Genomic DNA, 21,642 nt, shown 5'->3' on the forward strand with positions numbered 1-21,642 from the left:
ACTTACTCCTCGACGCCTGTCTTCTCGGCGAGCAATTTCCGCTGCGGGTCCAGCCGTCGCTTTGCGTAACGGGCATAACCGAGCGTGATGATGATCGAAGTCACAAACTGTCCGAGGCCCAGCAGGATGCCGAGGTTGATCACGCCGATCACCTTGGTGCTGACGAAGTCTTTCGCGTACGCGGACAGCAGTACGAAGGTCAGGTAGGACGCGAGGAAAAGCGCGGTCATCGGGAAGACGAAAGTCGTGAGCCGGCGGCGGAGAGTGCGGAATTCCTCGGTCTGCCGAATCAGCTCGAACTTCGGGGTGCCGTCGGAATGGATGTACGACAAAGTCTCCGGGTCGTCGAACGACGCGAAACCCCGGATTTCCCGGTACTCGTGCTGTGCTTCGCCAGGCGACCTCATCGCCTTGGTCATGTACCCCTGCCCCTCGTGTGCGGCGCCCACTGTAGCGCTCTCACGTGTGCGGTCAACCTGACGGATACCGCCGGAAACGGACGAAACCGGACTGAATGCCGACGCTTCATTCGTCTCAAATGGTTCGAACCAGGCTTTGTATCAAGTGGATGGTCGGAGTTGCAGAAGGTGCAACACCTGAAGCCTTGCTCAAGACCGTTGTCGCACGTGTGCACCTGGCCTAGGATCGATCGGTCCGCGTTATTGGTGACGGTTGGGGATAAAGTGGGGTTCTTAGCGCGCGAACGCCAAGTCGCGCCTCCCGGATGGAACCGCTGGCTCGTTCCACCCGCAGCTCTGGCGATTCATCTCTCCATTGGCCAGGCCTACGCCTGGAGCGTCTTCAAGACGCCGCTGGAGAAATCTCTCGGCATCACCGGAACGCAGTCCGCACTGCCGTTCCAGCTCGGCATCGTGATGCTCGGGCTCTCCGCCGCCGTACTCGGTACGACGGTGGAACGCAGGGGCCCGCGCTGGGCCATGCTGATGTCCCTGATCGCCTTCTGCTCCGGCCTGCTGATCTCGGCGGTCGGCGTGTGGGCCGGTCAGTACTGGGTCGTCGTCCTCGGCTACGGCCTCGTCGGCGGCATCGGTCTCGGCATCGGCTACATCTCGCCGGTCTCGACGCTGATCAAGTGGTTCCCCGACCGGCCGGGCATGGCGACCGGCATCGCGATCATGGGCTTCGGCGGCGGCGCGCTGATCGCGTCACCGTGGTCGACCTCGATGCTGACGGCGTTCGGCACCACCACGTCGGGCATCGGCAAGGCCTTCCTCGTGCACGGCATCGCCTACGCGGTCTTCATGAGCGTCGGCGTGCTGCTGATCCGCCTGCCCTCCAAGGAGTTCACGGCCGAGAAGGCGGCGCTGCTCAAGGACAGGCCGAAGGCCAACGTCGGCTTCAACGTCTCCGCGAACAACGCGATCAAGACGCCGCAGTTCTGGCTGCTGTGGGTCGTGCTGTGCTTCAACGTCACCGCGGGCATCGGCATCCTGGAGAAGGCCGCGCCGATGCTGGTCGACTTCTTCAAGGAGTCCTCGACGCCCGTGGCCGCCACCGCGGCGACCGGTTTCGTGGCACTGCTGTCCGCCGCGAACATGGCGGGCCGGTTCGTCTGGTCGTCCACTTCGGACATCGTGGGCCGCAAGAACATCTACCGCCTCTACCTCGGTGTCGGCGCGCTGCTCTACCTGGTGCTGCTGACGGCCGGCTCGACCAGCACGCCGCTGTTCGTGATCGCGGCGATGGTGATCCTGTCGTTCTACGGCGCGGGCTTCGCGACCGTCCCGGCGTACCTGCGCGACCTGTTCGGCACCTACCAGGTCGGCGCGATCCACGGCCGCCTGCTCACCGCGTGGTCGGTGGCCGGCGTGCTCGGGCCGCTGATCGTCAACGCCATCGCGGACGCGGGCAAGAAGGCCGGGCACGTCGGCCCTGACTTGTACGCGACGTCGTTCTACATCATGATCGCGCTGCTGGTCGTCGGTTTCGTCGCGAACGAGTTGATCCGCCCGGTCGACCCGAGGTTCCACGAGCCCGAGGCCGCCGGGGAGACCGGCAAGCCCAGGGCGGGGGACGAGGCCACGGTCGCCAAGTGGAACGAGGCCGAAGCGGCCGATGCCGCCGAGAAGCAGGACGCGGAAGGCGTGGTGAAGAAGTGAGCTCACTCCAGGAAAGCCGATCAAGCACGTTGTTGCTGGCCGGTGCGTGGCTGTGGGTGGGCCTGCCGCTCGCCTACGGCCTGTACCGGCTCTTCCTGAACGCGGCCAAGCTCTTCGTCTGATGTTCAACGCGCTCGTCAACTGGCGCAACTGGCGCCTGCCGGTGAAGCTCGCCGCGGTGTTGATCGTTCCGGTCACCATCGCGGTGGGCTCCGGCGTGTTGCAGATCAACTCGCAGATCGACCGTGCCGAAACCTATGCGGCGCTGCAGCGACTGGTGAAGGTCCGGGCCGCCCTGATCCCCGTGATCGACGGCGTGCAGGCGGAACGGCGGATCGTCGCCGAGGGCGTCGGCCCACAGCTCCTGGCCGACCAGGTCAAGCGGACCGACGATGCCCGCACGGCGTTGCGCGTCCAGATCGCGAAGACCTCGCTCGGCGAGGTCGTGACCGCTCGCATGAACGACGTGCAGGGCCGCATCGGCGACCTGCCCGCGTTGCGCGAACGGGCGGGCGACGACGTGCCGGCCGTGATCAGGACCTACACCGAGCTCACCGACTCGTTGCTCGACGTGGACGAGGTCATCGCGAGCGAGTTCGGCGACGCAGCGCTCCTGCGCACCGCCATGGGCCTGCACCACGTGGTGCAGGTGCGGGACCAGGTCCTGTACCAGCAGGCGGTCGTGCTGTCCGGGCTCACCCGCGGCCAGCTGACCACCGCGGAGGTGCGGGCGCTGGTCGAGTCGAACGTCAAGCTCGGCTACATCGCGGGCGAGTTCGCCGCGCTCGCCACCCCGGACCAGATGAGGACCTACGGCAAGGACTTCAACGGCCCGGACATCGAGGCCCAGCGCACGATGCTGGCCGCCGCGGTGCTGCACCCGACCTCGGACGCGCCCAGCACGGGCACCAACGCCGGCAAGCCTCCCAAGGCACTGCCGATCGCCGCGGCGGACTGGAGCAGGGCGACGGGCGCCGTCGCGACGTCGATGGGCAGCGTGGTCACGGGGTTGCAGGACGACCTGCGCGGCACGGCGGACCGCCTGCGTGACGAGTCCAGCGACGCCGCCGGCACGGCGTCCGCGATCCTGTTCGCCAGCCTGATCCTGGCCGCCACCATCGGGTTCGTCGTCGGCCGCTACCTGCTGCGTTCGCTGAACGCACTGCGCCGCTCCGCGCTCGACGTGGCCTGGGACAAACTTCCCGAAATGGTCGCGACCGGACGTGGCAGCACCGAGATCGAGCCCGTGCCGGTGCATACGACCGAGGAGTTCGGCCAGGTGGCGCGCGCGTTCGACGCGGTGCACCAGCAGGCCGTGAAGTCGGTCATCGAGCAGGCCGGCATGCGCGCGAACATGCGCAACATCTTCGTGAACCTCTCGCGGCGCAGCCAGAGCCTCGTCGAACGCCAGCTCAAGCTGATGGAGGAACTGGAGAAGTACGAGGAGGACCCGGACCAGCTCGCGAACCTCTTCAAGCTCGACCACCTCGCCACCCGCATGCGCCGCAACAACGAGAACCTGATGGTGCTCTCCGGCGGCGACGTGGCCCGGCGGTTCCACAAGCCGATCCCACTCACCGACGTGCTGCGCGCGGCGGCCGCGGAGATCGAGCAGTACCAGCGGGTCATGGTGCACACGGCACCCAACGCCGAGGTCGTCGGTTACGTGGCGAGCGACCTGGTCCGCCTGCTCGCCGAACTCCTCGACAACGCGACGGCGTTCTCGCCGCCGCACACCCAGGTCGCGATCAGCGCGTCGATCGAGGCGGGCGACATCGTGCAGATCGACGTGGCCGACCACGGCATCGGCATCGACCCCGAGGCGCTCGAGGGCGTGAACCAGCGGCTCGCGGCCGCGGGTGAGGGTATGGACGTGCAGGTCTTCCGCGAAATGGGACTTTTTGTGGTGGGCAGGCTCGCCGCACGCCATCAGATCGTGGTACGTCTGGACGCACGACAAGGTGCCGGGACTCGCGCGATCGTGTTGGTTCCGGCCGAACTGGCACCACGGCGACAGGAGTCCTGGGAGTCTTTCCGAGGGGAGACGATCGAACGACGGCAAGCTTCGTGGTTCCAGCAGACGAGGCCGGCCGCCGCACCGCCGCCTCCCGCCGCACCCGCACGCCAGACGCCGGAATCGGCCCGAGGCTTCCTCGACGCGTTCCAGCGGGGTGTGCAACGCGGCCTTCCCGAAAACCAGGAGAGTCGATGAGCACGCAGGTGGACCAGTTCGGCTGGCTGGTCACCAACTTCGCCGAACGCACCCCCGGCATCGAGCACGCCGTGGTGATCTCCGCGGACGGCCTGGTGTTGATCTCGTCCTCGAAGCTGCCGGCGCACGTCGCACCGCAGTTCGCGGCGATCGTGGCCGGCGTGGTCTCCCTCGCCGACTCGGCGTCGAAGTGCTTCGCCGGCGAGTCGGTGGTCCGCACGGTCGTGCAGATGGACAGAGGCGTGATGCTGCTGTCCTCGATCAGCGACGGCTCCGTCCTCGCCGTGCTGGCGTCGTCGTCGGCCGACGTCGCGCAGATCGCCTACGAGATGACCGTCGTCGTGCGGCAGGTGGGCCAGCTGCTCACGCCCGAGCTGCGGGCAGAGCTCCTATGAGAGAGCCCGACGAACAGGTCAACTTCGGCGATCTGATCAGCGGTTTCAGCTTCGACAGCGAGCGGATCCGCAAGCGGGGCAAGAAGAAGGCCGAGCGTTCCGCGGAACCCGTGCGGGAGCCGGACCCGTACGCGACGCTGCCGTTCGAGCCGGTCCCGCCGCTGCCGTCCGTCGAGACGGGCGTCGAGTCGTCGTCGATCGTGCGCGCCTACGCGTGGACCGGGGGGCGCACCACGTCCGACGTGCACCTGGAGATCGAGACCCTGGTCTCGGTCAACGAGTTCTCGTCCACGGCCGTGCGTCCGGAGCACCAGGACGTGCTGGCCCTGTGCACGCAGCCCCGTTCGGTGGCGGAGGTCGCCGCCCTGCGCGGACTGCCGCTGGGTGTCACGAGGGTGCTGCTCGGCGACATGGCCGGGCACGGGCTGATCGACGTGCACCGGACTGCGTCGTCGTACGGCGGCGACAGGCCGGACGGAATGCTGCTGGAACGGGTGCTGGCAGGGCTTCGCCGCCTCTGAGTGCCGCTGATACGGTCGGAAGACCTGTCTGGGGAGGTACGGAGTGGAGTTCCAGGATGTGGTCCGCCGCCGGCGGATGGTGCGCAGGTTCACCGACGAGCCGGTCAGCGAGGAGAGCCTCCAGCGGATCATGCGCAACGCGGTGCGCGGTCCCTCGGCAGGGTTCTCGCAGGGCCAGGGGTTTCTCGTGCTGCGGGGCGAGCAGCTGCGGCGGCTCACCGAGATGTTCGAGTGGTGGAGCGGGGAAGACGCCAAGACGGCGCCCGTCGTCGTCATCCCGTTCTCGGCCAAGGAGGTCTACCTCGAGCGGTACGCGGAGGCCGACAAGGACTGGACCGGCCTGGCCGACGAGGACAGGTGGCCGGTGCCCTACTGGGACATCGACACCGGCATGGCCGCGTTGCTGATCCTGCAGACGGCCGTGGACGAGGGCCTCGGCGCGGTGTTCTTCGGGACTGACAAGGAGACCTGGCCCGAGCTGCGCGCGGCCTTCGGCGTGCCGGATCGCTACGTGCCGATCGGCATGATCGCGATCGGGCACTCCGCCGAGGAGAGCGTCTCCGAGGGTGCCTCGCCGCTCAGGCGTAAGCGCAAGCTGTTCGACGAGGTCGTGCACTGGGGCCAGTGGCAGTGAGGTCGTTCGGCCTGCTCGGGCCGTTGGAGGTGGTGCTCGACGGGCGCCACGTCCACATCCCGGCCGGCAAGCGGCGGGTCGTGCTCGCCGCGCTCCTGCTGCGTCCCGGCCAGGTGGTCCCGGTCGACGAACTGGTCGAGCTCGCCGGCGGTTCGCGCAACGCCGTGCAGACCACGGTCGGCCGGCTCCGCGAGGTGCTGCCCTCGCTCGTGCTGACCAGGCCGGGCGGCTACCTGCTGGACGTGCGGCCCGACGAGGTCGACGTCCACCGGTTCGGCCGGCTGGAGCCGGCGGAGGCGCTCGCGCTCTGGCGCGGCCGCCCGTTCGCCGACATCGGCAGCGACGCGCTCGAACGCGACCACGTGCCCGCGTTGACCGAGAGGTACCTGGCGACGCTGGAAGCCCGGGTCGAGGCCGACCTGCGCGCGGGCGGGCACGAGCGGCTGGTGCCCGAACTGCGCGCACTCACCCGCCGGCACCCGGCCAGGGAACGGATGTGGGCGCAGCTGATCGTGGCGCTGCACCGCTGCGACCGGCAGACCGAGGCGTTGCAGGCGTACGACGACATCCGCGGCAGGCTCGCCGAGGAACTGGGCCTCGACCCGGGCAAGGACCTGCAGAAGGCGCACCAGCAGGTGCTCACGGCGGACAACCGGCCGCGCGTGCGCAACGACCTGCCCGGCGACATCGCCGACTTCGCGGGCCGTTCCTCCGACCTGGACGAGATCCTCGCCGCCGTGCCGTCCGGGTGCGTCGCGATCACCGCTATCGACGGCATGGCCGGCATTGGCAAAACCACGATCGCGGTCCGCGCCGCCCACCGGCTTGCTTCTCGTTTCCCGGACGCGCAACTGTTCGTGGACCTGCACTCCTACACCGCGGGCGTCGCCCCGCGCACGCCGTCGGACGCGCTGCTGGAGTTGCTGACGGCGCTCGGCGTGCCCGCGCAGGACATCCCGGACGGCCTGGACGCCCGCGCCGCCCGGTGGCGGGCGGAAATGGCGCACCGCAAGGCACTCGTGGTGCTCGACAACGCGGGCAGCACCGCCCAGGTCCGCCCACTGCTGCCCGGCACGGGCCTCGTGCTGGTCACCAGCAGGCGCCGCCTGGTCGACCTGGACGCCGCCCACACGATCTCGCTGGACGTACTGTCCGAAGAGGACTCGCTGAACCTCCTGGCGAGCATCGCCCGCAGGAAGGACGAGGACTGCCGGGAGGTGGTGCGGCTCTGCGGCTACCTCCCGCTGGCCGTGCGGATCGTCGGTGCCCGCTGGCGCACCCGCCCGGTGTGGTCCGCGAAGGACGTCGTCCGCCGCCTCACCGAGCAGCGGCTGACGGAGCTGACCGCCGGAGAACGCAGCGTCGCTGGCGCGTTCGCGTTGTCCTATCAGCAACTCACGGCCGACCAGCAACGGCTGTTCCGCCGGCTGGGGCTGCACACCGGCGAGGATTGGGACGCGTACCTCGCGGCGGCCGTCGTCGGCACCACCCGTGCCGAGGCCGAACGGCTGCTGGACGAACTCCTGGACGCGCACCTGGTGCAGCAGAAGGAGAACGGCCGCTACCGCTTCCACGACCTCCTGGCGGACCACGCCAAGGCGTCGGTCGATCCGGCGGAGAGGAGCGAGGCGATCGCGCGGATCCTCGACCACTACCTGCGCGGCGCGGAGGACTCCGCGCGGAGGATCGCCCCCGGCCGGCCGGAGCTCGACTCCGCCGTCACCCACGAGCCGGTCGACCCACCGCTGTTCCGCACCCCGTTCGACGCACTGGCGTGGCAGGAGGCCGAGCGGCTGAACCTCAGGGCCGCGGTCTACCTGGCGGCGTACGAAGGTTTCTACCACCACGCCTGGCAGCTGCCGCACCAGTTCGCCCACTACCTGCTGTTGCGCGGCTCCGGCAGGGAGCGGGTCGAGGTGCTGAACGTCGCCCTCGGCGCCGCACGCCACCTCGGCGACCTGAAGGCTCGCGCGGAAGCGTTGCGGGGCTTGGGTTCGGCGTACATGGAGGACGGCGACCCGAAGGCGGAGAAGGACCTGCGCGAGGCACTCGACCTCATGCGGCAGATAGGCGACCTGCGCGGTGAGGCGTCCGTGATGGGCCTGCTCGGCATGATCGCGCGCGAACGGGACGAGTACGACAGGTCGCTGGACTACTTCGAACGCGGTGTCGTGCTGATGCGGCAGGCGGGTGCGCCGACCGGTGTGGCGGCGGCGCTGCACAACATCGGCATCAACCATGCCCAGCTGGGCCGGACCGAGGAAGCCTTGGCGTACATGGGCGAGGCTGTCGAGTTGATGGAGGAGCACGGTGATGTCCGGGCCGCTGCTCTGACACTGCACAACATCGCTCACGTGCATTTCGACGCGTTCGCCGACGAGGAGTGCCTTGCCCACGCGGACCGGTCGCTGGTCGCCTACCGCGAGTCGGCCGACCGGCGCGGTGAAGCGCTCGCTCTGGCCGACTACGCCTACTGGCGCTACGAGATGGGCCACCACACCGTCGCACGGGAGCTGGCGCGTGAGGCGGCGAGACTGTGCCGGGCGTACACGAATCTCGCCGACGACCACGCGGTGCTGGCGTCCATGGAGGACGTTCGCGACCACATCGGTCAGGCCGCGCTGCTCGTGGCTCTGTCACTCGACGCCCAGCTGGGCGGACGGCCGGCCGAGGCGCTCGGCCACCTGCGCCGGTGCCTGGTGATCGTGCGGGGGCGCAGCTGGTGGAGCCTGGACCGCGTGCTCGGGCAGCTCTCCGCCGTGCACCTGGCGCTGGGCGACCGGGTCACCGCCGTCCGGTACGCGGAGGAGGCGGTGGCCGCGGCCAGGAGCACACCCCAGCCACGGGCCGTCGCCTTCGCGGAAAAGATCCTCGCTAGAGCGAAAGCCCCAGCGCCACCAGCGTGATCACGGCCGCCGCCAGCACGGCGAAGGCCACCCACTGCCCGATCCTGTCCGACGTCCTGCGCATTCCCTGCTCCCCTCGGTGGTGTCGCCACCGAGGGTCGTGAAGGCCGTCCCCACGGCGTCCCCACCGCGATCACACGGATTCATCGGAATGCGTTGTGAGGTATTGCTCCAACGGACTGCTTGGCTCGCTCGTAAGATTCCGTTAGGGTCGCATTCGCGAGCAATTGGCAGGGCGGCGCGCGTTATCAAAAATCGCCCGAAAATTGATCAGAAATTAGCCACTTGTTCGATTGAAACCATCGGCTGCTCCGTCCGGGTGACGCCCTCCACGGCAGGACCAATGATCGCTCACCCTGCGGGACGGTGGTGACGAGGACGTGTGCGTGCAGTGGTGCGGGGTCGGCCAAAAGGGGCTTGCGAGTCGTGAGAATCGGACCAGTCTTGTCTAATGGCATCGCCGGGATCCGTCCGGCGGACAGTGGCCACGACACGGGGGTGGAACGCACCATGGGTGGTGTCCCTACGTTTCCCCACGGCAGACCGCTGACGTGGGCGGACCTGGAGGCGATGCCTGATGACGGGCACCGTTTCGAACTCGTCGACGGGGTGCTCGTCATGAGCCCCTCACCCCGCCCCGTGCACCAGCGGGTAGTCGCCCGCCTGCTGGTGGCACTGACCGCTGTCTGTCCGCCGGAGCTCGAGGTGCTCCCGGCCCCGGTGGACGTCGTGCTCGCCGACGACACGGTCTTCATCCCCGACCTGGTGGTGGGCCGGCGCGAGCAGTTCTCGAAACAGGCGCTCATCGGGCCGCCGGTGCTGGCGGTCGAGGTCCTGTCGCCCCGCACGCGGCACGTGGACCTCGAACTCAAGCGGGCGAAGTTCCAGGAAGTCGGCTGCGAGAACTACTGGGTGATCGACTACGACAGTCCGTGGCTGCGGTGCCTGCACCTCGAGAACGGCGTCTACGTCGAGCAGGCCCGTTCCGAGGGCGAGGAGATCATCGAGCTGCAGTTCCCGTTCGCGGTGAAACTCAGCGCCCAGTCGCTCGTGCGCTGAGTGGTCGCCGGGCGAGCCGGGTTGGGCTGAACGGGCGACAGAGATCCACGCACGTGTGGATCACGGTTTCACCATCTGGCGTCCCCGTGCGCCGGGCTGGTTGCGTGCAGTGCGTCAGCCCAACGCGCGGAGGTCCAACGCACATGCAGCCGTTCCAGCTGCCGGAGTTCTACACGCCCTATCCGGCCCGGCTGAACCCGGACCTCGAACGCGCCCGCGTCCACACGCGTGCCTGGGCCCGCGAGATGGACATGATCGACGTGCCGCAGCACGGCACCGTCATCTGGTCGGAAGAGGACCTGGAGTCGCACGACTACGCGTTGCTCTGCGCGTACACCCACCCCGACTGCGACGGTGAGGCCCTCGACCTCATCACCGACTGGTACGTGTGGGTCTTCTACTTCGACGACCACTTCGTCGAGCTCTACAAGCGGAACCCGGACATCGCGGGCGCGCAGGCCTACCTCGACCGGCTGCCGCTGTTCATGCCCGTCACCGGGGCCATCACGACCACGCCGGAGAACCCGGTGGAGAAGGGCCTCGCCGACCTCTGGCGCCGCACCGTGCCCACCCACTCGCTCGACTGGCGCGAACGGTTCGCCGCCAACACGAAGCACCTGCTGGACGAGTCGATGTGGGAGCTGCACAACATCAGCTCGAACAGGCTGTCCAACCCCATCGAGTACATCGAGATGCGCCGCAAGGTCGGTGGCGCGCCGTGGTCGGCGAACCTCGTCGAGCACGCCGTCGGCCTCGAAGTGCCCGCACGCATCGCCCTGTCCCGGCCCATCGGGGTCCTTAGGGACACGTTCAGCGACGCCGTGCACCTGCGCAACGACCTGTTCTCCTACGAACGCGAGGTGCTCGACGAGGGCGAGCTCTCCAACGGCGTGCTGGTGTTCGAGAAGTTCCTCGACCTGCCCACGCAGCAGGCCGCCGAGGCCGTCAACGACCTGCTGACCTCGCGGCTGCACCAGTTCGAGCACACGGCGCTCACCGAGGTGCCGATCCTGCTGGACGAGCACGCCATCGACCCCATCGGTCGCGCGGCCGTCCTGGGCTACGTGAAGGGCCTGCAGGACTGGCAGGCGGGCGGCCACGAGTGGCACCTGCGGTCGTCGCGGTACATGAACAAGGCCCCGAAGCCCCAGCCGGGCATCCTCGGCTCGTACGCCAGGACCATGCCGCAGCGGCTGAGGCAGTTCGCCAGCATGCCGAAGACCGTCGAGCCGTACCCACGGCCGGTCTTCGACGTGCCGTTCACCCTCACGCTGTCCCCGCACCTCGACCAGGCCAGGGACCAGGTCGTCGCGTGGGGCGTCGCGCAGGGCATGACGAGCGAGGGCATCTGGGACGAGCGCAAGATGCGGACGTTCGACTTCCCGCTGTGCTCCGCGGGCCTCGACCCGGACGCGACGGAGCAGGAGCTGTTCCTGTCCGGCTGCTGGCTCACCTGGGGCACCTATGCCGACGACGCCTACCCGCTCTGGTTCGGCCAGACCCGCAACCTCCCCGGGCTCAAGACGCAGACCGCCCGCCTCAAGGCCTGCATGCCGCTCGACCTCGTGCGGACCGTCGTCCCCGCCAACGCGATGGAGGTCTCGCTGGCCGACCTCTGGCAGCGGACCGCGGGGCCCATGACCGCGCGGTTCCGCGCCACGTTCCGCGAGACCATCGACAAGATGCTCGACGCGTGGGTGTGGGAAGTGATCAACATGCACCACAACCGCATCCCCGACCCGGTCGACTACGTGGAAATGCGGCGCAGCACGTTCGGCTCCGAGCTGACGACGTCGTTGTCGCGCTTCTCGCATTCCGCGACGGTGCCGGCGGAACTGTGGGGCACGCGGGTCGTGCAGACCATGGAACGGTCGGCCATGGATTACTGCGCGATGCTGAACGACGTCTTCTCGTACTTGAAGGAGATTCAGCACGAGGGCGAAGTGCACAACATGGTGCGCGTCGTCGAGAACTTCCTCGGTGTGTCCCAAACGCGTGCTTTCGAGATCACCTACGCGTTGATGGACGCCCGGCTCGGCCAGTTCGTCAAGTCCGTCGAGACCGACCTGCCGAAGATGTTCGACGACCTCTCGCTGGACGCCGGCGCGCGTGCGGGCCTCACCCGGTACGCCGACGAGCTGAAGGACTGGATCGTCGGGATCATCCACTGGCACCGGGAGACCAGCCGCTACGAGGAAGCCGGTGAGATCCCGGTGGCGTTCCACCAGGGCCCCTCCGGCCTCGGCACTTCGGCCTACCGGCTCACGTCCCGCTGACCGCCGCTGACCGCGTTCGGTCAGTGCACGGTCAGCGCCGGTCGGCACCTTGTGGGCAACACCGGCTCACAGGGGGCAACACCATGAAGAACGTCCTGATCTCCGGCGCCAGCATCGGCGGGCCCGCGCTCGCGTACTGGTTGCGCCACCACGGTTTCAGCGTCACCGTCGTGGAGCGGGCGCGCGGCCTGCGGCCCGGCGGCCAGGCCATCGACGTGCGCGGCCCGGCGCTGGAGGTCGTCGAGCGGATGGGCCTCGGCGACCGGCTGCGGTCGTTGAGCACCGGCATGCGCGGCATGAACATGGTCGACGCCGACGGCAACGAGGTGTTCCGCTCCACCACGCACACCCTGAGCGGCGGCGACCTGTCGAGCCCCGACGTCGAACTGCTGCGCGACGACCTCGCCCGGATGCTGTTCGACGCGGCGGACGGCGTCGAGTACCTCTTCGACGACACCATCACCTCGATCGACGGCACCCGCGTCACGTTCGAGAAGGCGGCGCCGCGCGACTTCGACGTCATCGTCGGCGCGGACGGCCTGCACTCAGGCGTCCGCCGGCTCGTGTTCGGGCCCGAGTCGCGGTTCATCAGCCACCTCGGCATGAACCTCGCCGTCTTCACCGCGCCGAACTTCCTCGGCCTCGACCACTGGCAGACGTTCCAGCAGGGCGTGGTCATCGGCGGCGGAATCATGAGCGCGCGGTCCAACGCGGAATGCCGTGTCTACATGGGTTTCCACGGCGAGGTGTCGTTCGACCACCGCGACACCGACGCCCAGCGCCGGTTGCTCGCCGAGACGTTCGACGGCGCGGGCTGGGTGTGGCCGACCGCGCTGAAGCACATGTGGGAGGCGCCGGACTTCCACTTCGACTCGATGAGCCAGATCCGGATGGACACGTGGTCGCGCGGCAACGTCGTGCTGCTCGGTGACGCCGGGTACTGCGGTTCGCCGCTGTCCGGGCAGGGCACCAGCATGGCCCTGGTCGGCGCGTACGTGCTGGCCGGTGAACTCGCGAAGGACCCGTCGGCCGCCTTCCAGCGCTACGAGGAGGTCCTGCGGCCGTACGTGACCGCCAACCAGGACATGGCGTTGCGGAACATGGAGAGCGGCGGGGCGCCCGGCGACGACTTCGCCGAGATCGTGAACAGCCTCAGTCTTCCCGGCTACTGACCCCGCCTCCGCGGCGGTCTCGAACAAATAATTGGCCCAGACCATTGACGACAAAAGGGATGTTTGAGCACGCTGGACGCAGGGTCGCCGCCCCCGACTCGTGAGGAGGAGTCGTGAGAACTCGCGTTCTCGCCGCGGTCATCGCTGTCACCGCAGCGCTGTCCGTGAGCGCGCAGTCGCAAGCCGCGGAACCACTGCAGAGCCTCGTACCGGTCCCGGTCTCGGTGCAGGTCAAAAGCGGTGTCACGCACACGCTGACGGCAGCCACGAAGATCTACACCGCCCCTGCCGCGCGTGACGTCGGCGACTTCCTCGCCGGAGTCCTGCGGCCCTCGACCGGCTACGCGTTCCCGGTGTCCGACACGACCGGAACCCCCTCGGACGGCATCTCGTTGCTGCTCACGGGCGCACCGGGCACGGTCGGCCAGCAGGGTTACCAGCTCGACGTCGCGGCGAACTCCATCGTCCTGCGCGCCAACACGCCGGAAGGCCTCTTCACCGGCGTGCAGACGCTGAGGCAGCTGTTGCCGGCCACCGTGGAGAGCACGACCGCGCAGGCCGGTCCGTGGACCGTGCCGGGCACGCTGATCGTCGACTACCCGCGGTTCTCCTACCGCGGCGCGATGCTCGACGTGGCCCGCCACTTCCACCCGGTCTCCACGGTCAAGCGCTATATCGACCAGCTCGCGCTCTACAAGATCAACTACTTCCACCTGCACCTGAGCGACGACCAGGGCTGGCGGATCGTCATCGACAGCTGGCCGCGCCTCGCCACGTACGGCGGCAGCACGCAGGTCGGCGGCGGCCCCGGCGGTTACTACACCAAGGCGCAGTACAGCGAGATCGTGCAGTACGCGGCCTCGCGCAAGATCACGGTGATCCCGGAGATCGACATGCCGGGCCACACCAACGCCGCGCAGGCCTCGTACGCGGAGCTCAACTGCAACGGTCAGGCGCCGCCGCTGCGCACGGACATCGAGGTCGGCTACTCCTCGCTGTGCGTGAACAAGGACATCACCTACCAGTTCGTCGACGACGTGGTGCGCGAGATCGCGGCGCTCACGCCGGGCCCGTACTTCCACATCGGCGGCGACGAGGCGCACGCCACCTCCGACGCCGACTACCAGACGTTCATGAACCGGGCCCTGCCGATCGTGCAGAAGTACGGCAAGACCGTGCTCGGCTGGCACGAGTTCGTGAAGACCACGACCGACACCACCGCAATGCCGCAGTACTGGGGCACCTCGACGTCCAACGCCACGGTGCAGGCAGCGGCGGCTCGCGGCCAGAAGGTCATCATGTCGCCCGCGAACAAGGCGTACCTGGACATGAAGTACAACTCCAGCACGCCTTTGGGCCTGTCGTGGGCGGGCATGATCGAGGTCCAGACCGCCTACGACTGGAACCCCGGCACGCACCTGAGCGGCGTTCCCGAGTCGGCGGTCCGCGGCGTCGAGGCTCCACTGTGGACGGAGACGATCGTGACCGGCCGGGACCTCGAGTTCATGGCGTTCCCGAGGCTGTCGGCGATCGCCGAACTGGGCTGGTCGCCGTGGTCGACGCACAACTGGGACCAGTTCAAGGTGCGCCTGGGCAACCAGGGCCCGCGCTGGACGACCATGGGCATCAACTTCTACAGGTCCACCCAGGTGCCGTGGGACACCGGCGGTCCTGGCCCCGGCCCGTGCACGCAGCCGGTGTGGGAGCGCGACAAGGTCTACACCGGCGGCAACGTGGTCTCGCACAACGGCCACAAGTGGACCGCGCAGTGGTGGACGCGGGGTGAGGAGCCCGGCACCACCGGCCAGTGGGGCGTCTGGCGCGACGCAGGCGTCTGCTGATTCACCCGGTGTGGGCGAGTAACACTCGCCCACACCGGGTAACAGAACGTCGTGGATGCCCGAGTTGCCGTATTCGCCCCGTCCCCCCAACTGACCATCACCATCGAGGACCTCGACGGCGAGCCGGACGTGCACCTGCACGCCGGCGGCCAGGGTTTCTGGCAGTCCAGGATGATCGCCGCTCTGGGCGTCGAGGCCGTCGTGTGCGCGACGTTCGGCGGTGAGACCGGCCGGGTGCTGCGCACGTTGCTGGAAGGCGAGCACATCGACCTGAAGGCGCGTGAGGTCGCCGCCCGCAACGGCGCCTACGTGCACGACCGCCGCGACGGCAGCCGCGACGAGATGGTCGAGATGCTGCCGGAGGCGTTGTCCCGCCACGAACTCGACGACGTCTACGAGTCGGCGCTCGTGGAGGGGATCCGAGCGGGCACGGCCGTGCTGAGCGGGCCCTCCGACGACCGCGTGCTGCCCCACGACACGTACTTCCGCCTCACCTCGGACCTGGCCGGCAACGGTTGCCGCGTGATCGTCGACCTGGCGGGCGACCGGCTCGCCGAAGCCGTGCGCGGCGGCCCGCACGTCGTCAAGGTGTCGCACGAGGAACTGGGCGAGGAAGAACTGCCCAAGCTCATCCAGAAGGCCAAGGAGATCGCTTCGTCGTGCGTGCACGGTGTGGTGGTGTCCCGCGCCGGCGAACCGGCGTTGGCGCTGCTGGAAGACCAGCTCTACCTCGTGCGGATGCCGCAGTTGGAGGCCGTCGACACGCGTGGCGCCGGCGACTCCATGACCGCGGGGATTTCGGCGGGCCTCGCGCTGGGTATGTCGTTGACGGACGCGGTGAAGCTCGGCGCGGCCGCGGGAGCGGTCAACGTGACCCGGCACGGCCTCGGCAGTGGCGGGGGAGAGGCCGTGCGCGAGCTGGGCAAACGCGTGGAACTGGAGCCGATCGAGGAATGAGCGGATGCGCGCACTGATCACGAACGACGATGGGATCGACTCTCCCGGCCTGTGGGCCCTGGCGTCGGCCGCCGCCGAGTGCGGCCTCGAAGTGGTGGTGGCGGCGCCGACCGCCCAGGCCAGCGGTACCAGCGCGTCGGTCGCGGCGGTGGGCGAGCACGGCAGGGTGGCGAGCGAACGCCGTACCCTGCCCGGACTCGACGCCGAGGCCTACGCGGTCGCGGCGCATCCGGGCCTGATCTCGCTGATCGCGTGCAGGGGCGGCTTCGGCGGCAAGCCCGACGTGGTCCTGTCCGGCGTGAACCTGGGCGCGAACGTGGGCCGCGCGATCCTGCACTCCGGCACCGTCGGCGCGGCGCTGACCGCGCACGTGAACGACGTCACGGCGATGGCGGTGTCGCTCGACGTGGGATTGGACGGACCCGAACCGTTGTGGGACAAGGCAGGCGAGGTCGTTCGCGTCGTGCTGCCGACGTTGCTGGAGATGCCCGCCGCCACGGTGCTGTCGTTGAACGTGCCGAATGTCGTTGACGTGCAAGGACTTCGCTGGGCGGAGCTGGCGCGGTTCGGTACCGTGCAGAGCCGGGTGGACGACGTGGGTGACAACGAGGTCGAGCTCGTGCACGTCTACGCCGAGGATTCGCTCGTGCCGGGCACGGACACGGCGTTGCTGGCGGACGGTTTCGCGACCGTGACGGCGCTGCGCTCGGTCGGCCGCGACGTCAGTCCTGAGCGCGCTTTGCCGGCCTGGCCAGCGTGATCACGAGCCCGATCAGGGCCGTCCGCACCTCGAGGAAGCTCTCCGTCGTCAGTTCGTTGAGCGAGAACGACAACATCCCGAACGACAGCAGCAGGAGAAGTCCGTACATGCGCGCGAGGTCGTGCCGCCACGCCATCGCGACGCCCAGCGCCCCGACGCCGATCTGGATCACGTGGTAGTTCGGGTCCAGTCCGAACAGGTCGAACCATCCGAAGGCGAGTTGTAGCACCCCGGCTGTCAGTGTGAGCGCCTGCGGCCTCGTGAACTGGAACTGATCGCTCAACAAGGCCATAGGTCCCTACCCCTCGGATCGCCGCCAGACCGCGTCGTACTTCGCCTGTCGTTCGCGATCCCTCACAGCGTTTCGGTCCCGGCGACCTTGAGTCGCCGACCCTCGTGGATACCCGTACTTCGTGAGGCGGTAATCCACACTTTCCGGAGCGTAGGACAGCGCGAAGTACAGTCCTACAACGAATCCGAGCGCGCCGCACGCAATTGCCAGCGGCCACGGCGAGTCGAGCCCGAAGACCAGCGCCAGCGTGATGGCCGTCGTCAGTGGTGTGACCTGCGCGAGGCTGCGCACCGTGAAGCGCAGCAACCACTTCGGACCGGTCACGTCGTCGTGGACGAACTCCCGGTACTTCTGTGGCACGCGTCCACCCGCGTAGTACCAGACCTTCAGCGCGGGGTTCACCGCGTCGCCTTGGCGATCACCTTGTGCAGCACCTGGTTCAGCTGCGTGAGTTCTTCGAACGTCATGTCGAGCTGCTCCACGACCTTGAAGGGGATCTTGAGCGCTTCCCGGCGCAACTCGGTGCCCTTCGCGGTGAGAGTCAGCGCGAGCGCGCGTTCGTCGGCCTTGTCCCGCTGCCGCTCGACGTACCCGATCGCCTCCAGCCGCTTGAGCAGCGGGCTGAGGGTGCCGGGGTCGAGTTGCAGGACGGTGCTCAGGTCCTTGACGGTGCGCGGCGACCGCTCCCAGAGCGCCAGCATCACCAGGTACTGGGGATGCGTGAGATTCAGCGGCTCCAGGATCGGGCGGTAGACCGCGATCACCGTCCGGCTGGCCACGGCCAGCGCGAAGCAGACCTGCCGCTCCAGTTCGAGCGGGTTCTCCGGGATGCTTGGTGTACTAATCATTGGTGTACATACTAACTGGCGGTGTCAACGGCGAACGACGGGGTAGACGACTGGTATGGCCCGGACCACCGTCGTCATCGCCTCCCGGAACCGTGCGGACAGCCTGCTGCGCACGCTGTCACGCCTGAGCGAGCTCGCGGTGCCGGTGATCCTGGTCGACAACGCGTCGACGGACGACACGGTTTCCCGGGTACGCAACGAATTCCCGAATGTTCTGCTGCTGGAGTGCGCGGTGAACCGCGGCGCGGTGGCGCGCAACCTCGGCGTGCAGGCGGCGCGGACGCCGTTCGTCGCCTTCGCCGACGACGACTCGTGGTGGGCGCCCGACGCGATCGAGCGAGCCGAGCCGATCTTCGACGAGCACCCGGACCTGGCGGTGATCGTCGCGCACACGCTGGTGGGGCCGGCGGAGGAACCCGATCCGATCACGCCGCTGCTGCGCCACAGCCCGCTGGGCGAGGGTGTCGCGGGGCCCGCGGTGCTCGGGTTCCTGGCCTGCTCGGCCATCGTGCGGCGGCAGGCGTTCCTGGACGTGGACGGCTTCAGCCCGGTGCTGTTCTTCCGCGGCGAGGAAACGTTGCTGTCGTGGGACCTGGCGGCGGCGGGCTGGGCGCTCTGCTACGTCGAGGACGTGGTGGCGCACCACCACCCGGCGGCAGGCCGGGCGCCGGGCGAGGACGTCGTCGAGCGGCGCAACGCACTGCTGGCCGCGTGGATGCGACGGCCGCTGGCCGGCGCGCTGGCGGCGTCGTTGAAGGACCTTCGGGCGTTCCGGGCGGCCCTGCCCCGGCTGCGTCAGGCGCTCCGGCAGCGACGTGCGCTGCCGGAACACCTGGAAGCGCAGATCAGAGCGATCGGACGGCAGCCGCGAGGCGCGTGATGCCCTCGTCGATCTGCTCCGGCGTGACGCCCGAGAACGCGAGCCGGATGGCGTTGTCGCCGCCCTCCAGCAGGAAGTCGGAGCCCTTCACGAACTCGACGCCGTGCTCCTTCGCGACCGGCACCAGCTTGTCGATCGACACGCCCGGCAGCTCGACCCACATGAAGTAGCCACCCTGCGGCGCGGTGAAGACCGCCTCCGGAAGCTCCCGCTGCAGCGCGGTGACCAGGGCGTCCTTGCGGGCGCGCAGCGCGGTGCGGACGTTCGCGACCGACTCCTCGAGACGGCCGGAACGGCAGTACGAGTTCACGATCGACTGCGCCACCATGTTCGGCGAGATGTACGTGGTGGTGGCGATGTCCTGCACGGACTTGATGACGGCCTTCGGCCCCACCAGGTAACCGCAGCGGATGCCGGGCGCCATGGTCTTCGAGAACGACGACGCGTAGACGACCTTCTCGTTCTTGTCCTGCGACAGCATCGTCGGCAGCGGCTCGCCCTCGAACCGCACCTTGACGTACGGGTCGTCCTCGAACAGCACGAAGTCGTACTTGGCCGCGAGGTCCAGCAGACGCGCGCGCTTCGCCTCGGACAGCGTGTAGCCGGCCGGGTTGTGGAAGTTCGGGATGATGTGCGCGAGCTTCGGGCGCACCCCGCTCTCCAGCAGCTCCTGGAGCGCGTCGACGTTGATGCCGTCGGTCTCCAGCTCGATCGCGTGGATCTTGGCGCCGCGCTGGCGCAGGTTCAGCAGCGTGCGGTCGTAGGTCGGCGCCTCGACCACCACGTCGTCGCCCTGCCCGACGAGCAGTTCGAACAGGAACGCGTCGGCCTGCATCGAGCCGTTGGTGACGAGCACCTGTTCCGGCGCGACGCCGTGCTGCTCCGCGAGCCAGGCGCGCAGCGGCACGTAGCCGACGCTCGTGCCGTACGCGAAGGTGCCGCCGGGATCGTCCGTGAAGGCTTTCTGCGCCGCTTCGCGCAGACCTTCCTGGTCGATGATGTCGAGAGAGGGCGCTCCGCGCGTGAACAGGATCGAGGCCATGCGCGGAGCGTACAACTCCCACGATTTGGGCTACGGCCTATATACGTATGAGTTCAGGTGCCGCACGGCCTGAGCCGCGTCGCCCAGGTGATAGAGATCGACCGACACGTAGTTCGGCTTCTTCCTGGCCGCGGGCTGGCAGAACTGCTGCGCCCGGTTCGCGACCTTGCTGTTGTCCGTCGTCGCCGTGCTGCTGAACGGAACGTCCCGGAAGTGGTTCATGTAGAACAACGGCGGGAAGTTCCCGGTCGCCGTCAGCGGTTTGTCACCCCATCGGCTGTAACAGGACCAGTCGGAGTTGCCGAGGCCCGGACCCATGGACCAGTAGTTCTCGACCGTCCAGTCCTTCTGGTAGAGCACGCCGCTGTCCTCGCGACCGTCCTTGCCGTGGTCGGTGAAGATGATCAGCCGCTTGTTGCTCGCCTGCATCTGGCTGCGCTTGGGCCAGCCGTTCTGCGGCACGCCCTCAGCCCGGTACAGGACGTCGCCCAGCCCCTGCACCTTGCGGAGTTCGGCGCGCAGTACGTCCGCCGACACGTAGTCCTCCAGGAAGACGGTGACGATCTCGCTGCGGTTGGTGCGCAGGAAGTCCACGATCCGCTGAATGTCGACGTTCAGCGCCACCGGCCTGCTCACGAGTGTGCAGCTGTTGTGGCAGAGGATCGCGCCGTCCGGGGTCTGGTGGATGTCCAGCGAGAAACCCCGCACGCCGTCGTTCAGCTGCTGCACGATTCCGCGCGTCTGGTTCTTGGCGAGGTTGATGAACGGCGGCGCGAACCCGCCGTCCACCCCGTTCGCATAGGCGTTGTGGGCGGTCAGGAACGTCATTTGGTCGAGCGTCGGATCGGCCGGCATCGGCTCGGTCCGGCTGACGACCGGCGTCAGGTACCAGCGCGACTCACCGCCGAGACCGAAGAATTCCCATTGATCACCGAACTGACGCGGCTCGTGAACCGTATCCCCCTGTGAACACGAACCCATGGTGAGCTGACGGGTGATGCACTGGCCCGGCGAGTCGGTGTTCTCGAACCTCCCGTCGCTCAGCCGCCACTGCTGGCGGTCCTCGTTGCCCTTCGGACGGTGCAGTGCCAGTCCACTGCCGCTCTGGGCGACGTTGAGGCCGGTCCGGACACCGGTGACGTAGAACGTGCCCGCGGGAGCCGCTTCAGCGGTGGCGGGTACCAGGGGAAGCAGGAGCAGGGCCGCGATGGCAGGGAGGTATCGCACAGTGACCAGGGTCACTCATCCGAGTGAAACATGAAACGTCTTCAAGTGTGTGGACGTTTAACACTATGGGTATCCCACGCGCCGTAGCGCCCTCTTAGGGGGCAGCACAACTCCAAGGCAGCCGTCGCCCGACCGAAGGGTTAGGGCCGGTTCCGGGCGCCGCCTTCACAAGCCGCGCAGGGTTCGACTCCCTCGGTTGCCGCCAAAATCCGTGCAGGTACAGAAGAAGCCCGCCCAGCGCGCGGCCGGGCGGGCTTCCAAGAGCTGAATCAGATGGCGCGGACGTCCTGCGCCTGAGGCCCCTTCTGACCCTGGCCGATCTCGAACTCCACGCGCTGCTGCTCTTCAAGCGACTTGAAGCCCGAGCCGGAAATCTGCGAGTAGTGCACGAACACGTCCGGACCGCCGCCGTCCTGCGCGATGAATCCGAAGCCCTTCTCGCCGTTGAACCACTTCACGGTGCCCTGCGCCATACCGATTGCTCCCTAGATGTTGGACCC

The 21,642-nt window shown here is 68.3% G+C and carries 20 protein-coding genes and 1 pseudogene; 14 read left to right on the forward strand and 7 right to left on the reverse strand.

All coding sequences use genetic code 11. From position 1 onward, the window contains the following. Positions 1 to 2 precede the first annotated feature (2 nt). Positions 3 to 419, reverse strand: a complete 417-nt coding sequence (locus BLR21_RS22620) for a DUF485 domain-containing protein (protein WP_090007985.1) — start codon at positions 417 to 419, stop codon at positions 3 to 5. Positions 420 to 683: 264 nt separating this feature from the next. On the opposite strand from BLR21_RS22620, the pseudogene BLR21_RS22625 reads away from it, so the two are divergent. The 13 genes and pseudogenes from BLR21_RS22625 to surE form a co-directional block, all read left to right on the forward strand. Continuing rightward, positions 684 to 2,006 (forward strand): annotated as a pseudogene (locus BLR21_RS22625) (OFA family MFS transporter); the annotation flags it as partial. 110 nt (positions 2,007 to 2,116) lie between these two features. Continuing rightward, positions 2,117 to 2,242, forward strand: a complete 126-nt coding sequence (locus BLR21_RS43920; protein WP_256334866.1) for an MFS transporter small subunit — start codon at positions 2,117 to 2,119, stop codon at positions 2,240 to 2,242. Next, on the forward strand, positions 2,242 to 4,332 hold the full coding sequence (locus tag BLR21_RS22630; protein ID WP_090007989.1) for a sensor histidine kinase: 2,091 nt from the start codon (positions 2,242 to 2,244) through the stop codon (positions 4,330 to 4,332). The genes BLR21_RS43920 and BLR21_RS22630 overlap by 1 nt, the downstream gene beginning before the upstream one ends. Next, a complete protein-coding gene (locus tag BLR21_RS22635) occupies positions 4,329 to 4,727 on the forward strand; it encodes a roadblock/LC7 domain-containing protein (RefSeq protein WP_090007991.1) in 399 nt (132 codons plus the stop codon). Before BLR21_RS22630 ends, BLR21_RS22635 begins: the two co-directional genes overlap by 4 nt. Then, positions 4,724 to 5,248, forward strand: a complete 525-nt coding sequence (locus BLR21_RS22640) for a DUF742 domain-containing protein (RefSeq protein WP_090007994.1) — start codon at positions 4,724 to 4,726, stop codon at positions 5,246 to 5,248. Before BLR21_RS22635 ends, BLR21_RS22640 begins: the two co-directional genes overlap by 4 nt. A gap of 43 nt (positions 5,249 to 5,291) precedes the next feature. Next, positions 5,292 to 5,882: a nitroreductase family protein gene (locus tag BLR21_RS22645; protein WP_090007996.1), complete on the forward strand. Its 591-nt coding sequence runs from the start codon at positions 5,292 to 5,294 to the stop codon at positions 5,880 to 5,882. Then, positions 5,873 to 8,788 (forward strand): AfsR/SARP family transcriptional regulator, encoded by a 2,916-nt coding sequence (locus BLR21_RS22650; RefSeq protein ID WP_090007998.1) that lies wholly within the window; start codon positions 5,873 to 5,875, stop codon positions 8,786 to 8,788. The genes BLR21_RS22645 and BLR21_RS22650 overlap by 10 nt, the downstream gene beginning before the upstream one ends. Positions 8,789 to 9,298: 510 nt before the next feature. After that, a complete protein-coding gene (locus tag BLR21_RS22655; protein WP_090008324.1) occupies positions 9,299 to 9,847 on the forward strand; it encodes a Uma2 family endonuclease in 549 nt (182 codons plus the stop codon). Between the two features lie 143 nt (positions 9,848 to 9,990). Continuing rightward, complete coding sequence (locus tag BLR21_RS22660; RefSeq protein WP_090008001.1) at positions 9,991 to 12,123, forward strand: terpene synthase family protein; 2,133 nt, start codon at positions 9,991 to 9,993, stop codon at positions 12,121 to 12,123. Positions 12,124 to 12,206: 83 nt separating this feature from the next. Then, positions 12,207 to 13,295 carry an FAD-dependent monooxygenase gene (locus tag BLR21_RS22665; RefSeq protein WP_090008003.1) on the forward strand — a complete coding sequence of 363 codons (1,089 nt, stop codon included), beginning with the start codon at positions 12,207 to 12,209 and terminating at the stop codon, positions 13,293 to 13,295. A gap of 113 nt (positions 13,296 to 13,408) precedes the next feature. Beyond that, a complete protein-coding gene (locus BLR21_RS22670; RefSeq protein WP_090008005.1) occupies positions 13,409 to 15,136 on the forward strand; it encodes a family 20 glycosylhydrolase in 1,728 nt (575 codons plus the stop codon). A 51-nt stretch (positions 15,137 to 15,187) separates the two neighbouring features. Further along, positions 15,188 to 16,093, forward strand: a complete 906-nt coding sequence (locus BLR21_RS22675; RefSeq protein ID WP_090008007.1) for a 1-phosphofructokinase family hexose kinase — start codon at positions 15,188 to 15,190, stop codon at positions 16,091 to 16,093. 4 nt (positions 16,094 to 16,097) lie between these two features. Then, positions 16,098 to 16,853: a 5'/3'-nucleotidase SurE gene (gene surE / locus BLR21_RS22680; protein WP_090008009.1), complete on the forward strand. Its 756-nt coding sequence runs from the start codon at positions 16,098 to 16,100 to the stop codon at positions 16,851 to 16,853. Here the strand turns inward: surE and BLR21_RS22685 are convergent. Genes BLR21_RS22685 through BLR21_RS22695 form a run of 3 tightly spaced genes read right to left on the reverse strand, consistent with a single transcriptional unit; the run spans position 16,816 to position 17,993 of the window. After that, positions 16,816 to 17,136 carry a hypothetical protein gene (locus BLR21_RS22685; protein WP_143027835.1) on the reverse strand — a complete coding sequence of 107 codons (321 nt, stop codon included), beginning with the start codon at positions 17,134 to 17,136 and terminating at the stop codon, positions 16,816 to 16,818. The genes surE and BLR21_RS22685 overlap by 38 nt on opposite strands. 15 nt (positions 17,137 to 17,151) lie before the next feature. Beyond that, positions 17,152 to 17,547, reverse strand: a complete 396-nt coding sequence (locus BLR21_RS22690) for a DUF5313 family protein (RefSeq protein WP_090008013.1) — start codon at positions 17,545 to 17,547, stop codon at positions 17,152 to 17,154. Then, positions 17,544 to 17,993 (reverse strand): MarR family winged helix-turn-helix transcriptional regulator, encoded by a 450-nt coding sequence (locus BLR21_RS22695; protein ID WP_176929745.1) that lies wholly within the window; start codon positions 17,991 to 17,993, stop codon positions 17,544 to 17,546. Before BLR21_RS22695 ends, BLR21_RS22690 begins: the two co-directional genes overlap by 4 nt. A gap of 55 nt (positions 17,994 to 18,048) precedes the next feature. Here BLR21_RS22695 and BLR21_RS22700 point away from each other — a divergent pair, with 55 nt between their 5' ends. After that, positions 18,049 to 18,873, forward strand: a complete 825-nt coding sequence (locus BLR21_RS22700; protein ID WP_090008015.1) for a glycosyltransferase family 2 protein — start codon at positions 18,049 to 18,051, stop codon at positions 18,871 to 18,873. Here BLR21_RS22700 and BLR21_RS22705 read toward each other — a convergent pair. The 3 genes from BLR21_RS22705 to BLR21_RS22715 form a co-directional block, all read right to left on the reverse strand. Then, positions 18,839 to 19,915 (reverse strand): aminotransferase-like domain-containing protein, encoded by a 1,077-nt coding sequence (locus tag BLR21_RS22705; protein WP_218130935.1) that lies wholly within the window; start codon positions 19,913 to 19,915, stop codon positions 18,839 to 18,841. The two genes, BLR21_RS22700 and BLR21_RS22705, sit on opposite strands and share 35 nt — an antisense overlap. 30 nt (positions 19,916 to 19,945) lie before the next feature. Further along, positions 19,946 to 21,142, reverse strand: coding sequence for a PI-PLC domain-containing protein (locus tag BLR21_RS22710; protein ID WP_218130936.1), 1,197 nt, complete (start codon positions 21,140 to 21,142; stop codon positions 19,946 to 19,948). Positions 21,143 to 21,411: 269 nt separating this feature from the next. After that, entirely contained in the window at positions 21,412 to 21,615 is a 204-nt protein-coding gene (locus BLR21_RS22715; RefSeq protein ID WP_030479286.1) for a cold-shock protein, read from the reverse strand. Positions 21,616 to 21,642 lie beyond the last annotated feature (27 nt).

This window comes from Lentzea albidocapillata subsp. violacea, assembly GCF_900100275.1.
GTDB lineage: Bacteria > Actinomycetota > Actinomycetes > Mycobacteriales > Pseudonocardiaceae > Lentzea > Lentzea violacea.

Bases quoted from the DNA above. Each gene is read 5' to 3' on its own strand.
- BLR21_RS22620 (WP_090007985.1), bottom strand. From the start codon at position 419: ATGACCAAGGCGATGAGGTCGCCTGGCGAAGCACAGCACGAGTACCGG.
- BLR21_RS22630 (WP_090007989.1), top strand. From the start codon at position 2,242: ATGTTCAACGCGCTCGTCAACTGGCGCAACTGGCGCCTGCCGGTGAAG.
- BLR21_RS22635 (WP_090007991.1), top strand. From the start codon at position 4,329: ATGAGCACGCAGGTGGACCAGTTCGGCTGGCTGGTCACCAACTTCGCC.
- BLR21_RS22640 (WP_090007994.1), top strand. From the start codon at position 4,724: ATGAGAGAGCCCGACGAACAGGTCAACTTCGGCGATCTGATCAGCGGT.
- BLR21_RS22655 (WP_090008324.1), top strand. From the start codon at position 9,299: ATGGGTGGTGTCCCTACGTTTCCCCACGGCAGACCGCTGACGTGGGCG.
- BLR21_RS22660 (WP_090008001.1), top strand. From the start codon at position 9,991: ATGCAGCCGTTCCAGCTGCCGGAGTTCTACACGCCCTATCCGGCCCGG.
- BLR21_RS22665 (WP_090008003.1), top strand. From the start codon at position 12,207: ATGAAGAACGTCCTGATCTCCGGCGCCAGCATCGGCGGGCCCGCGCTC.
- surE (WP_090008009.1), top strand. From the start codon at position 16,098: ATGCGCGCACTGATCACGAACGACGATGGGATCGACTCTCCCGGCCTG.
- BLR21_RS22695 (WP_176929745.1), bottom strand. From the start codon at position 17,993: ATGATTAGTACACCAAGCATCCCGGAGAACCCGCTCGAACTGGAGCGG.
- BLR21_RS22700 (WP_090008015.1), top strand. From the start codon at position 18,049: ATGGCCCGGACCACCGTCGTCATCGCCTCCCGGAACCGTGCGGACAGC.
- BLR21_RS22705 (WP_218130935.1), bottom strand. From the start codon at position 19,915: ATGGCCTCGATCCTGTTCACGCGCGGAGCGCCCTCTCTCGACATCATC.
- BLR21_RS22715 (WP_030479286.1), bottom strand. From the start codon at position 21,615: ATGGCGCAGGGCACCGTGAAGTGGTTCAACGGCGAGAAGGGCTTCGGA.